Source organism: Streptomyces sp. H27-H5 (assembly GCF_026627505.1).
Taxonomy (GTDB): domain Bacteria; phylum Actinomycetota; class Actinomycetes; order Streptomycetales; family Streptomycetaceae; genus Streptomyces.
The window spans coordinates 14140-27175 of the sequence record NZ_JAPNLK010000068.1 but is presented as its reverse complement, the minus strand read 5'-3'; the positions used below and the strand labels follow the sequence as shown (position 1 = coordinate 27175).

10 protein-coding genes and 4 pseudogenes are annotated in these 13036 nt (G+C 71.7%); 8 read left to right on the top strand and 6 right to left on the bottom strand.

Features of this window, described 5'->3' with window-relative positions; genetic code table 11:
• Positions 1 to 93: 93 nt before the first annotated feature.
• The 5 genes from OTB19_RS29045 to OTB19_RS29025 all read left to right on the top strand — a co-directional run bounded on the left by OTB19_RS29045 (position 94) and on the right by OTB19_RS29025 (position 4406).
• Entirely contained in the window at positions 94 to 1755 is a 1662-nt protein-coding gene (locus OTB19_RS29045; RefSeq protein ID WP_420716931.1) for a PP2C family protein-serine/threonine phosphatase, read from the top strand.
• Positions 1752 to 2834: a cobalamin B12-binding domain-containing protein gene (locus OTB19_RS29040; RefSeq protein ID WP_267801493.1), complete on the top strand. Its 1083-nt coding sequence runs from the start codon at positions 1752 to 1754 to the stop codon at positions 2832 to 2834. Before OTB19_RS29045 ends, OTB19_RS29040 begins: the two co-directional genes overlap by 4 nt.
• Positions 2831 to 3256, top strand: coding sequence for an STAS domain-containing protein (locus OTB19_RS29035; RefSeq protein WP_267801492.1), 426 nt, complete (start codon positions 2831 to 2833; stop codon positions 3254 to 3256). Before OTB19_RS29040 ends, OTB19_RS29035 begins: the two co-directional genes overlap by 4 nt.
• Before the next feature lie 52 nt (positions 3257 to 3308).
• Positions 3309 to 3812, top strand: a complete 504-nt coding sequence (locus OTB19_RS29030; RefSeq protein ID WP_267801491.1) for a MarR family winged helix-turn-helix transcriptional regulator — start codon at positions 3309 to 3311, stop codon at positions 3810 to 3812.
• A gap of 237 nt (positions 3813 to 4049) precedes the next feature.
• Entirely contained in the window at positions 4050 to 4406 is a 357-nt protein-coding gene (locus OTB19_RS29025) for a hypothetical protein (protein ID WP_267801490.1), read from the top strand.
• Positions 4407 to 4458: 52 nt separating this feature from the next.
• Here OTB19_RS29025 and OTB19_RS29020 read toward each other — a convergent pair whose 3' ends face one another.
• From OTB19_RS29020 to OTB19_RS28995, 6 genes and pseudogenes are all read right to left on the bottom strand, one after another.
• Positions 4459 to 5577, bottom strand: coding sequence for an LLM class flavin-dependent oxidoreductase (locus OTB19_RS29020; RefSeq protein ID WP_267801489.1), 1119 nt, complete (start codon positions 5575 to 5577; stop codon positions 4459 to 4461).
• An 11-nt stretch (positions 5578 to 5588) separates the two neighbouring features.
• Positions 5589 to 6582: pseudogene (locus tag OTB19_RS29015) on the bottom strand (LLM class flavin-dependent oxidoreductase).
• Entirely contained in the window at positions 6579 to 7952 is a 1374-nt protein-coding gene (locus OTB19_RS29010) for an NtaA/DmoA family FMN-dependent monooxygenase (RefSeq protein ID WP_267801488.1), read from the bottom strand. The pseudogene OTB19_RS29015 and the gene OTB19_RS29010 overlap by 4 nt, the downstream one beginning before the upstream one ends.
• Positions 7953 to 7982: 30 nt before the next feature.
• The gene (locus OTB19_RS29005) at positions 7983 to 9221 is read right to left on the bottom strand and encodes an LLM class flavin-dependent oxidoreductase (RefSeq protein WP_267801487.1); all 1239 of its coding nucleotides are present in this window, start codon (positions 9219 to 9221) and stop codon (positions 7983 to 7985) included.
• A gap of 124 nt (positions 9222 to 9345) precedes the next feature.
• Positions 9346 to 9832, bottom strand: a pseudogene (locus OTB19_RS29000) (GNAT family N-acetyltransferase).
• 54 nt (positions 9833 to 9886) lie between these two features.
• A complete protein-coding gene (locus tag OTB19_RS28995; protein WP_420716930.1) occupies positions 9887 to 10816 on the bottom strand; it encodes a transporter substrate-binding domain-containing protein in 930 nt (309 codons plus the stop codon).
• A gap of 29 nt (positions 10817 to 10845) precedes the next feature.
• Between OTB19_RS28995 and OTB19_RS28990 the strand changes: the two are divergent.
• From OTB19_RS28990 to OTB19_RS28980, 3 genes and pseudogenes are all read left to right on the top strand, one after another.
• Positions 10846 to 11735: pseudogene (locus OTB19_RS28990) on the top strand (LLM class flavin-dependent oxidoreductase); the annotation flags it as partial.
• Between the two features lie 117 nt (positions 11736 to 11852).
• Complete coding sequence (locus OTB19_RS28985; protein ID WP_267801518.1) at positions 11853 to 12782, top strand: ABC transporter substrate-binding protein; 930 nt, start codon at positions 11853 to 11855, stop codon at positions 12780 to 12782.
• A 59-nt stretch (positions 12783 to 12841) separates the two neighbouring features.
• A pseudogene (locus tag OTB19_RS28980) lies at positions 12842 to 12988 on the top strand (ATP-binding cassette domain-containing protein); the annotation flags it as partial.
• Between the last annotated feature and the right edge of the window lie 48 nt (positions 12989 to 13036).

Here is a 13036-nt window from a genome sequence, read left to right as displayed (position 1 = left end):
AAGGGAACAACGAATGGAGGATGGTTGCCGGAAGGCAAGGATGTTTCCTTCGAGACGATGAGGTGAGGGGTTCGCGCAGCGGGCCTTCTACGTTTGGTGAATTCCACCCAGTCATCTGCCGGTTCGACCGCGGTGGGCATTCCGTGGGGTGAGGTCCCCTACCCGGTACTGGTGGCGGACGCCGAGGCGGACCTGGTGTTCGTCAACGCGGCCGCCGGTCTGGTCTTCCCGGGCGCCCACTCGGGATCGGCGCTCTCGGACGCGGTACCCGGCTGGCTGTCGTCGGCGCACGCCCGGTACCTCGCCGCGGTTCCGGCGCAGCGCCCCGGCGCCGACCGGGACCCGATGGTGCAGGGCCCGGTGGGCGACCGTACCTACGAGGCGCACCCGTCGGTACGCGAGGACGGCACGGTGGTGTGGTGGCTGGTCGACGACACCGACCACCGCCTGGCCCGTGAAGCCCTGCGGATGGAACAGGAGCGCACGGCGTTCCTGACCCAGGCCTCCAACCTCCTCCTCTCCTCTCTCAATCTGGACCGGTGCATGGACGTCACGGCGCAGATGGCGGCGGAGCACCTCGCGGACGCGGCGTTGGTGATCGCCCCGACGCGCGGGCGTGAACTGCCCGTGGTGGCCTGCCTCCGCGGTGGAACGCCGTCGGAGTTCGGTGTGGCCGCCAACCCCAACGAGGTACCGGGGCTCGGGGAGGCGCTCCAGGGCTTCCCGCCCGTTCCCTCCCGCTGGATCGACCCCGAGGCCGCTCCCTCGTGGCTCATTCCCGACGGTTTCGGTCCGGTGGGGTCGATCGTCATCACTCCCCTGCCCGGACACGGGGTGCCCGCCGGCGCCCTGGTCCTCCTCCGTCACGCCGACGGCGCCGCGTTCACGGAGGGCGAGGAGGTCTTCGCCCGACTGTTCGCCGCCCGCGCGGGCGCCGCGATGTCGGCCGCCCGTCTGTACGCGGAGCAGGCCTCGATCACCGAGACGCTGATGCGGGAGCTGCTCCCCCCGTCACTGCACCAGGTCTCCGGTGTCGAGTACGCGGGCGGCTACCGTCCCTCCCTGGACCACGAGCGGATCGGCGGGGACTTCTACGACGTCCACCCGCCGGCGGTGGAGGGCGACGCCTCGCTCGTCGTGCTCGGGGACGTGTGCGGCAAGGGCCTGGAAGCTGCGGTGATGACGGGGAAGATCCGCAACACCCTGCATGCCCTGTTGCCCATGGCGGACGACCACCAGCGGATGTTGAGCCTGCTGAACACCGCGCTGCTGAACACGCACGACACCCGCTTCGCGACCATGGTCCTGGCCTCCGCCACGCGCGAGGGGAACGCGGTGCGGCTGCGCCTGACCAGTGCCGGACACCCGGCGCCCCTGATCCTGCGCTCCGACGGGCGGGTCGAGGAGGCTCCCACGCAGGGCACCCTCGTCGGCGCGCTGCCGTCCATCACCACCAAGACGGCGCAGGTCACGCTCGCACCCGGTGAGACCTGCGTCCTCTACACGGACGGAATCAGCGAGGCGCGCGGCGGCCCGCTCGGCGGGACGATGTTCGGCGAGGCCCGCCTGCGCAGCGCGCTCTCGGAGTGCGCGGGTCTGCCCGCCGAAGCCGTCGTGGAGCGGGTACAGATGCTCGCCTCCCAGTGGGTGGGGACGGGTCGGCACGACGACATGGCCGTCGTGGTGATCTCCGCGCCGCGCACCAACCACCTGAGCGCCGTGGACGGCCACACCCGGGGAAGGTTCACCGCGTGAGCCGACGGAACACCGGGTCGACCGCGCTGGAGCAGTTGGCGAAGGAGTTGTGGGAAGGGGTCCTCGGCCTCGACGAGGCGGCGGTGATCACGGCCGTGCTCGGGGCGCTGGACGAGGGTGTGGACGCCGAGAGCGTCCTGCTCGACGTCATCGCCCCGCTCCAGGGGCGGGTGGGCGAGGAGTGGGCCGCCAACCGCATCACCGTCGCCCAGGAGCACGCCGCCACCGCGATCAACGAGCGGGCCGTCGCCGCGCTCGCCCAACACCCTTCGGCCCGCGCCCCGCGCACCCGCGGCCGGGTCACGGTGGCCTGCGTGGACGGTGAATGGCACGCCCTGCCGGCCCGCCTCCTCGCCGAGGTGCTGCGGCTGCGCGGCTGGCACGTCGACTACCTCGGCGCCCAGGTCCCCACGCCGCACCTCGTCGCGCACCTGCACCGCACCGGCCCGGACGCCGTCGCCCTCTCCGGTTCGATCGCCACGCGCCTGCCCACCGCGCACGCGACGATCACCGCCTGTCAGGCCGCCGGTACGCCCGTGCTCGTCGGCGGGGCCGCCTTCGGACCCGACGGGCGGTACGCCCGGCTGCTGGGCGCGGACGCCTGGGCCCCCGACGCCCGCACCGCCGCCGACGACCTGGCCCGCGCCCCGCTGCCGCGCCCCCAGCCGGACCACCAGGCGATCGACGACCTCCCCCACCTGAGCGACCAGGAGTACACGCTCGTCGCCCGGACCCGCCCGCAACTCGTACGGGTGGTCTTCACCGGGCTGGAGGACGCCTACCCGGCGATGCGCGACTACACCGAGCCGCAACGCGAGCGCACCGCCGAGGACCTGGCCCACATCGTGGAGTTCCTCGCCGTCGCCCTCTACACCGACGACGAGGACCTGTTCACCGGATTCATCCGGTGGACCGCCGACGTCCTGACCTCGCGCGGTGTCCCGGCCCGGTCGCTCCTGCCGGCCCTGGCACTCCTGGGCCGCGAACTGAAGGACTTCCCCCGCGCCGCCGGCATCCTGCGATCCGGCTCCGCCCGCTTGACCAGTAGCCCCCTCACCGCCGCCGGGACCGCCGGATGACCAGCCTGCACACCAGCCAGTTGCACCTGACGTGCGTCGACACGAAGGAAACCGTGCGCATCGAACTGCGCGGCGACCTGGATCACGACAGTGCGGACCTCCCCCTGGACGCCGTCAGTCGTCTGCTGACCGCGCGGACCGACCTGCGGGACCTGCACCTGCACTGCGCGGAGCTGTCCGCCGTCGACTCGACCGGCCTGTCGATGCTGCTGATGATCAGGCGGCGCACCGGCGCGGCGGGCGTACGTCTGCACCTCTACGACCGTCCGACGAAACTGGACCGGCTCCTGCAAGTCACCGGTACGCTGGAACACCTCACGGACACAGGGGGCAAGTCCGGATCCTCCACCGCGGAGAGACCATCCGCCGCTTCGGAGAAGTCCATACCGGCCCGTTCCGGCAGCCCGGACACCGGCGTCTGACGCCGGGTCGCGCCGGCACGTCGAGCGTTCCGGTCGTGTGGAGGGAACCCAGATGCCAGTACCAGCCACCGACCCACACAGCATCGGCCACGACGAGGCGCGTTCCGTCGGCGACATCGTCGAACTTCTCGACGTCATATGGGAGAACGCCCGCCAGAGCACCGCTGCCGCCCCGGCCTCCACGTCACAGCTCCGCCTGATGTACCTGGTCGACCGCCGGCCCGGCATCCGCATGCGCGCCCTGGCCGAGCTCCTCGGAGCGGCCGCCCCCTCCGTCACCCGGCTGTGCGACCGCCTGGAGGCCCTCGCGTTCATCGAGCGCCACCCCTGCCCGGACAGTGGCCGTGAGATCACGCTCAGGCTGACCCCCGCCGGGCAGACACACCTGGCGCGGATACGGGAGAGCCGTGAGCAGACGCTCTCCCAGGCCCTCGCATCGATGACGTCGGACAACCGCCGCGCCCTGGCCACCGGACTCGCCGCCCTGAACCTCGGCATCACGGCGGCCTCCGGCTTCCCGCAGCAGAAGAACCCGCCCCGTGACGCGACTCCGTGACGCCGACCGCGTTCCTCCCGGGCGCGGGCACTCCGGGCGCGGGGCCTCCGGGCGCGGGCACGGTGGCGAAACGGCTCGCGTCACAACCCGTCGGCCCTGTTCCGCGTCCTTCTCCCCGAGCCATCTCCCGCCGGCCGGCGTGGAGCGGCGCCGACCCGGGGGGCAATCATCAGCACGTTCACCTCTGACCGGCCCGACCCGGGCGCACGACCCCGCCGGCGGATCGGATGCGCCCGGGTGCTCCTGGGCGTCGTGGCGGGGGTCCTGCTGACCGTCACGGTGATGACGGTGTTGTGGTGGCCGCAGCGAGACGTGACGTACCGCAACAGCGCTCCCTCGGCGGTGGCCTACGCCGACGAGTCGGCCCACTTCCTGGCGCTGGTGCACGAACACACCGTGTCCGGGCGGCACTCCTACCGGATGGTGATCGGCAGGGATCCCACCCCGTCCTACGGGCACTGGGTGGACGTGGACGCCGCCCTGGGGGCGAAGGGGATCGAATCCACCACGTGGACGGAGTCGGGGGTCCGTGTCCGCTTCCCGACCGGTCACGAGATCTTCGTCCCCGCCCGCTCCTTCCTGTACGGCAGGTGACCTCCCCGCCCGCCTGCCCGGCTCCGTGACGAGCCGGGTCGGCGCGGTCGGGTCAGGCGCGGCGTGCCCATTCCTCGGCGAGCAGGCGGTAGGAGCGGACCCGGTCGGCGTGGTCGTGCGTGATGGTGGTGATCAGCAGCTCGTCGGCCCCGGTGGCCTCCTGGAGCCGGTCGAGGTGGTCGGCGACCGTCCGCGCCGAGCCCACGAACTGCGTGTCCACCCGGTCCGCCACCAGCTCCCGGTCCGCGTCCGTCCACGGCAGTGCGCGCGCCTCGTCGGGCGTCGGGAAGGGGATGGCGCCCTCGGCGGTGCGGATGCTGCGCACCCAGGGCGCGTACCCGGTGGCCAGCTCGCGGGCCGTGTCGTCGTCCTCGGCCACCACGACGTCGGCGGACACGGTCAGGTACGGCCGGTCCAGTTCGTCCGACGGCTTGAACGCGGCGCGGTAGCCCTCCGCGGCCTCCAACACCGAGGCGGGGCTGACGTGGTAGTTCGCCGCGAAGCGCAGGCCGTTGCGGCCCGCGGTCTCCGCGCTCACCCCACCGCTGCTTCCCAGGACCCACACCTGTACGTCGGCTCCCTCGCCCGGTACGGCGTGCGCCTCCACGCCCTCCGGGGAGCGGTACTCGCCGCGGAGCAGGGCCAGCACGTCGGACACCTGCTCGGCGTAGTCCTGCGGGGTGGCTCCCGCAAGGTTCAGCAGCCGCTGCTGGAGGGCGACGCGCGGGTGCCCGAGGAGGTGGGCGAAGGAGAACCGGGGCGGGATCAGCAGGCCGCCCTCGGTCCTTCCCTCGAAGGGCGGTGCGGCGTCGGGCGCGGGCTTCGGCGGACGCCCGGCCGAACGGCCCAGCCCCAGGTCGAGGCGGCCCGGGTGCAGTGCGTCGATCAGGCCGAACTCCTCGACCGTGGACAGCGCGGTGCGGTGGCCCAGTTGGACGGCGCCCGAGCCGATGCGGATCGTGGTGGTCGCGGAGGCGGTCAGCGCCAGCACGACCGCCGGGGAGGTCCCGGCGACGCCCGGGTTGAGGTGGTGCTCGGCGAACCAGTAGCGGGCGTAGCCGAAGGCCTCCGTCTGCCGGGCGAGGTCGATGGTGTGGTGCAGGGCCTCGGTGGCGGTGGAACCGGAGGCGATCGGTATGAGGTCGAGGACGCCGAGGGGGATGCCGGACATGGCCGTGCTCCTTACAGGTCGGGGGCGGAGGGGAAGACGGGGTCCGGGATCGAGCGGCGCAGCACCGGCGCCACCTGCGACTGGAACAGTTCGAGGGAGGCCCGGTGCTCGGCGTCGGTGAGCCCTCCGGCTTCGGCCTGGAGGTGCAGGACCGTGTGGCCGAACTCCGCTCGACGAAGTCCTCCAGGGTCGCGAAGACCGGCTCGACGCCCTGTGCCCGGTGGGCGGCGAGATGGCGCTCGAATGACGGCCGGTACGCGGCCGCCGCCTGCTGCGAGGTGGCCGCGGTGTGGAAGCAGGCCGTACCCGCGCCCACGACCGCGTGCGCCGGGTCGTGTCCGTGGTGTTCCCAGCGTTCGCGGTAATGGCGGATCAGCGCGGCGTACGGACCTATCGGATGGGTGACGTTCGCCGAGAACAGCGGATCGCCGTGGCGCGCCGCGAGCTCCACGGATTCCCGGCTCGTGGCACTGCCGTGCCAGACGCGCAGGTTCCGCCGGTAGGGCCGGGGCAGCACCTCGGCGCCGGTCAGGGCGGGCCGGAAGCGCGGCCGCGCGGTCACCTTGTCCTCGTGCCAGAACCGTCGGACAGCTCGTATCCCTCGGAGTTGCGTTCCCACTGGTCGTCGGGGCTCACGTCGAACAGTTCGCGCTGTGCCGTGCCGTTCCCCTTGCCGATCATCAGCTGCAGGCGGCCGTCGCTGAGATGGTCGAGCGTCGCGTAGTCCTCGTACGCCCGCACCGGGTCCAACAGACTCAGCGTGGTCACCGCCGTGTACAGGCGGATCTCGTGGGTCCGCGCGGCGATGTGGCTGAGCACCACGGGTGGGGACGACGACAGGAACGGCCGTTCGTGGCGTTCGCCGACCCCGAACCCGTCGAAGCCGAGCTGCTCGGCCTGCACCGCGGCGGAGACGACCTGACGGAAGCGCTCGCGGGTGGGCGCAGGCGCCCCCGTCTGCGGGTCGGCGCTGTCCGTGATCAGGGTGATGGCCAGGAACTTCACGAGGCCGCGGCCTTCCGGTCCACGCCGGGTACGGATATGCCCAGGTGGTCGCGGAGGGTGGTGCCCTCGTACTCGGAGCGGAACACGCCCCTCTCCTGGAGCAGCGGCACGACGGTGTCGGCGAAGACGTCGAGGCCGCCGGGGGTCATGTGCGGGACGAGGATGAAGCCGTCGGCGGCGTCCTGTTGGACGAGCGAGTCGATCGACTCGGCCACCGTGGCGGCGGTGCCGATGAAGGTCTGGCGGGCGGTGGTCGCGATCACGAGTTCGCGGATCGAGAGGTTCTTGGCCTCGGCCAGTTCGCGCCACTCCCGTGCCGTGGCCAGGGGGTCGCGGAACTGCCGCACGCTCGCGCGCCCGAGGGCGATGGTGTTCTCGCCGACCTCCGGGTCGACGTCGGGGAGGGGGCCGTCCGGATCGTAGGAGGACAGGTCCCGGTTCCAGACGTGCTCCAGGTACTTGATCGCGGTCTGGCCGCTGACCTGGAGGCGGCGGATCTCGTGGGCGTTCTCGTGGGCCTCGGCGTCGGTGTCGCCGAGCACGAAGGTGGCGGCGGGCAGGATCTTCAGCTGGTCGGGCGTGCGGCCGTATGCGGCGAGCCGCTTCTTGACGTCGGAGTAGAAGGCGCGGCCCTCGTCGAGCGTCGCGTGTCGGCCGAAGACGGCGTCGGCGCCGGAGGCGGCGAACTCGCGCCCTTCGTCGGAATCGCCGGCCTGGAAGATCACCGGCCGGCCCTGCGGGCTGCGGGGCACGTTGAAGTGGCCGTCGATGTCGAAGTGTTGCCCCTGGTGGGCGAAGGCACCGGCGCGGGCGTCCCGAAGGAAGGTGCCCGTCGCGGCGTCGGCGGCGATCTCCGAGCCGTTCCACGAGTCGAACAGTTCGTTGGCGGTGGACAGGAACTCGCGGGCGCGGGAGTAGCGCTCCTCGCGGGGCAGGAACCCGCCGCGCCGGAAGTTCTCCCCGGTGAAGGCGTCCCAGGAGGTGACCACGTTCCACGCGGCGCGCCCCTCGGAGAGGTGGTCGAGGGAGGCGAACTGGCGGGCCACCTCGTACGGCTCGTTGAAGGTCGAGTTGATCGTGCCCGTCAGGCCGAGCCGCTCGGTGACGGCCGCGAGGGCGGCGAGGACGGTGAAGGTGTCGGGGCGACCCACGACATCCAAGTCGTATATCCGTCCGCCCTGTTCGCGCAGTCGCAGTCCCTCGGCGAGGAAGAGGAAGTCGAACTTGGCGCGTTCGGCGGTGCGCGCGAAGTGCGTGAACGAATCGAAGTCGATGTGGCTGCCCGCCGCCGGGTCGCCCCACACGGTGGTGTTGTTGACGCCCGGGAAGTGGGCCGCGAGGTGGATCTGCTTGAGCGGCTTGGTACTCATGGTTCGGTTCGTCCTTCCGGGTGTTCCGGGTCAGGCGGCATTACCGGCGGAGGGCGGCGTGGCGTAGCGGTTGGCCGGGTGGGGGTCCAGTCCCAGGAGTCCGCGCAGGGTGTCCGCCTCGTAGGCGGTGCGGAAGAGGCCGCGCCGCTGAAGTTCGGGGACCAGCCCACGGGTGACGGCCGGCAGGTCGTGCTCGATCACGCCGGGCCGCAGCCGGAAGCCCGACAGTCCGGCGGCACGCCGTTCCGCGAGCAGGTCGGCGAGTTGGGCGGGGGTGCCGGTGAACACCTCGGAGTCGTCCTCGTAGTGGCCCGCGAGCGCGTCGAGGCGTTCCTTGCGGGCGGTCGCCGCCGGGCCGTCCTCGTCGAGGAAGACGGTCAGCTCCCCGAAGAGGTGCAGGGGCTCCGCCGGCCCGGCCGCCTCCCGGGCCCGCCGGAGCGCGGCGACGGCGGCCGCCGCCTCGCCGGTGTCGCGTGCGCGGACGTAGCCGATGTCGGCGGAGAGCGCCACCAGACGGTACGCGGCCTCCCCGTCCGCGGCGGCGCCGACCGCGCTGACCACGGGCCGTCCCTGCGGGGGGCGCGGGGTGATCGAGGGTCCGCGGACGCTGAAGTGACGGCCCTCGAAGTCGATGTAGTGCAGCTTGTCCCGGTCGATGAACCGGCCGGTGGCCACGTCCCGGATCTCCGCGTCGTCCTCCCAGCTGTCCCACAGCCGCCGGATCACCTCGACGTGGTCCGCGGCCTCCTCGTACAGTTCCGCGCCGGAGAGCGGGGCGGCCCTGCGGCCGAAGTGCCGCTCCTCGTACGACAGTCCGCAGACCTGGACGTGCACGCCGGCCCGGCCGCGGCTGACGTGGTCGAGGGTGGCGACGGCCTTCGAGATGTGGAAGGGCTCGGTGTGGGTGGTGGTCACGCTCGGGATCAGCCCGATGTGCCGGGTCAGCGGAGCGATGCGGGCGGCGGTCAGGACGGCGTCCAACCGCCCCCGGACCAGGTCCGTGCGCCCGTCCGGGCCGTCGGTCGAGGTGGACTGGAGGGCGAGCCCGTCGTCGAGGGTGACGAAGTCGAGCAGTCCGGCCTCGGCCTCGGCCACGGCGTCGGCCCAGTAGCGGGCGGTGAACACGGCCTCGGGACGCGCCCCGGGTTCGCGCCAGGCGGCGGGATGGCCACCGGCGCCGTCGAGCGCGACGGCCAGGTGGAGCGGTGCGGAGGAGGACGTGAGGTCGGAAGGGGACGGGGCGTCAGAAGGTGACGGGAATGCGGACACGTCGGAATGCGCCTTCCTGATGGGCGTACGGAAGGGAGCCGGCGCGGGGTCGCGAATTCGTCCCGTCAGCCATTTCTTCGAAAAACGCTACGCCCGATGGAGGGGCCATACAATGACCGCAGTATTAAGAGAACTTGGCAGCAATGTTGTCCGGGGCTCCCGGTGCCCGGAGGGCCGTGAAGAAAGGCCTGCGGCGCACGGTGAATCCCATCGACTCGTAGAGCCGGACCGCCGCGGTATTGCTCGCGGCCGTGTGCAGGAACGGCACCTCCCCCCGCTCGCGTATCCCGGCGGCGACGGCGCGCACCAGGCGCGTGGCCAGCCCCCTGTTGGACTCCCTCGATCTCGCCGACCACCTCCCAGCCGTCCGGCGGGGTCAGTATCCCGGCCAGGGTCACGGTCCCGTCGGCTGCGGTCAGGGAACGCAGTCCGTCCCAGGAGCGGGGGTCGGCCGGATCGGCGATCGCGGCGAAGGGGGCGACGTCCGGGGCGTGGCGGGCGGCGTGGCCGCCGGCCCGCTCGGCGAAGGCCGTGTGCGGGCCGGACAGCGAGGCCCAGGCCGGGTTGTCGAGGATGTGCGGGGTCACCGAGGTGGGGGTGGCGGCGCTCATGGGGATGAGGCCCTCCTTCTGTGGGGCGGCCCGGCCCGGCGTCGGCCCGCGGGTTCAGGAGTTGGTGACGGGCAGGCCGGGCGGGTTGACCTCGGAGGTGGTCACGGCCTCGTTGGGCAGGTTCCACGCGGTGAGGAGCTGCGTGTACTGGCCGTTCTTGATCCGGTGGTTGATCGCTTCCGCGACGGGTTTGGCCAGACCGCTGTCCTTCTTCGACGTCGCGGCGATCAGGCCCTGGAGGGACTCGCCGGCGCCGGAGAACGAACCGGCGTTGCGGGTCAGGGCGTTGCCGCTCGCGGCCTGGGTGATGTGGTAGGCGATCGCGGGGTTCGGCCCGAAGTTGAGGTCGATCTTCTTGCCGCTCAGCGCCAGGTTGACGCTGTTGGAGTCCGGGAAGTACTTGACTTCGATGTCCTTGCCCTCGGACCGTAGCTTCTTCTGCCACTCCAGGAGGATCTTCTCCTGGTTGGTGCCGGAGCTGACGGCCACCGTCTTGCCCGCGAGATTGCGGTAGTCGCCGTTGAAGTTCCAGGCGTTCTCCTTCAGCGCCCCGAAGGCGAGGTTGTCCTGCCGGTAGGAGGTGAAGTCGTACTTCTTCTTGCGTTCCTCGGTGACCGTGACGTTGGTGAAGGCCACGTCGACCTTGCCGCTGTCGATGCCGACGAAGAGGTTCTCCCAGGTGGAGTTCTTCACCACGGGCTTGAGCCCCAGGGTCGCGGCGACCAGCCGGCCGAGGTCGGGCTTCGCGCCCGTGAACGTCTTCTGGTCGGTGCCGACGTAGGCGAGGAGCGGATATCCGGCGGGCAGGGCGCCGACTCCGATGACCAGTTCACCGCGTTCGCGTACGGCCTTCGGCAGTTGTGCGCGCAGGGTTTCCACGGCCGGGGCGGGGAGTTCGGCTTGCCGGGTGGCCCCGTTGGAGACGGCGCCGATGGTCACCTTGCCCGTCGCGGCAGCGGTGTCGGTGGCGCCGCCGCGGACCACACCCGACCGAAGTCGATGTAGTCGCGCGAGACCAGATCAGCGAGGGCCGGCTGGCTGTGCACTTCATCACCGGCGGCAACGGCCACGAACAGGGACGCGAGGGCGACATCCTCACCAAGGACGAGTGCTACGCCCGCACCCTTGAGTACATCCGGATCGTCAAGAAGATCTGGACCTCCCGGGAGCCCTTCGACCACGAGGGCGACCACTACCGCTTCCACGACTTCGTCAGTGACGTCTTTGCCGTTCAACAGCCGCGCCCTGCCGTCTCGTTCGGGAGTTCCTCGGCCGCCGCGTACGCCGCCGGAGGAGCGGAGGCGGACATCTACTGCCTGTGGGGCGAACGCTGGAGCAGACCGCCCAGCAGATCGACGCGGTGAAGGCCGCGGCGGAGGCCGCGGGCCGCACGGACGTGCCCCGTATCCAGGTCGCGTTCCGTCCGATCATCGCCCCGACCGAGGAGCTGGCCTGGGAGAAGGCCCACCGCACGGTCGGAGCCATCAAGCAGCGCCGCGAGGCTGGCCCGGCACGGCAGCACCGCAACGGCGTCCTTCAGGCGGCGGCCCCCCAGAACGCCGGATCACAGCGCCTGATCGCCATCGCCGAGGCGGGCGAGCGCTACGACAGGGCGCTGTGGACCTCGACCGCCGCCGCCACCGGGGGCGCCGGCAACTCCAACGCCCTGGTCGGTACGCCGGAGACGGTCGCCCAGGCCCTGTTGGACTACTACGACCTCGGCGTCGACATCCTCTCGGCGCGCGGCTACGACCTGCTGGGCGACGCCGTCGACTTCGGCCGGTACGTGATCCCGCTCGTCCGCGAGGAGGTCGCGAAGCGCGACGCCGCGCGGGGAGCCCGGCAGGACGCCGCGAACGCGGCACGCTCCACCCGCGAGACGCTCACGGCGGTACGCGGATGACCTCCGCGACGCACGCACCCCGTCTGGTCACGGGGTACCGCCACGCACCCTCCTTCACGCTCCGCCACGGAAAGGCCTCCTCGCAGTGAACTCCCCGGTAACGGCACCCGCACCCGCCTGCGTACCGTCGCCGCCCTCGCCCTCCTGCCCCTGCTGACGCTGACGGCGGCCTGCGGATCCGACGGCGGGGCGCCGGCGGTGGCGGGCGCCCGGGTCTCCCCCGCGCCGGCCGACGACCCGGTCGCCGACGTTCGCACCGTGGACTCGATCGCCGCGCTGCTTCCTTCCGGCGTCCGTACGGCGGGCACCCTGCGGGGCGGCAGCTCCGTCGGCGCCCCGCCCTCGGCGTACTACCCGAACGGGCAGGACAAGCCGCCCGCGGGCCAGGACATCGACATCGCCGACGCGGTGGCCAAGGTCCTCGGCGTGAAGCTGGAACGGCAGGACGCCTCCTTCGAGACGATCCTCCCCGCCCTCGGCAGCGGCAAGTACGACTTCGGCACGGGCAACTTCGGCGTCACCGCCGAACGCCTCAAGACCATCGACTTCGTGACGTACATCAACGACGGTCAGGGTTTCGCGGTCAAGTCGGGCAGCACCACGCTGACCACGAAGGTCGACGATCTCACCCGGCTGTGCGGGTTGACCATCGGCACCGGGGCGGGCACGACGTTCGAGAAGACCCTCACCGCGCAGAAGGGCGTGTGCGCCGCGGCCGGCAAGAAGCCCTACGAGGTCGAGGTCTTCTCCGAGAACGGGGCCGTCACCACCGCCCTCCAGCAGGGTCGCATCGACGTCGTCATGTCGACGATCAACGGCCTGCGCTACCAGGCGGCGCAGCCCGCCGCGCAGTCCACCTTCCTCGGCGAGTACCACCGTCTCGACGTCGGTTTCGCCTTCAAGAAGGGCTCCCCCCTGACCCCCGCCTTCCAGGCCGCCGTCAAGGAGCTGATCAAGAGCGGGACGTACGAGCGGATCCTGAAGAAATGGGGCACCACCGACTCCAAGATCGACACGTCGCAGACCAACCCGGCCGAACACACGTGAGCGCCGCCCCCCGGCCCCGGCGGTCCGCGCACCGAGGAGGAGGGATCTTGAGCGAGGTCATGGTCGACGTCCAGGGCGTCCACAAGAGCTTCGGGACGGTGGAGGTGCTGCGCGGCGTGGACCTGAGGGTCCGGGCGGGCGAGGTCACGGTGATCCTCGGCCCCTCCGGTTCGGGGAAGTCCACGCTGCTGCGCACCATCAACCACCGGCCGCGCCGGTCGGCCCTCCAGGCATGAACTTCGCCCGGGAAGCAC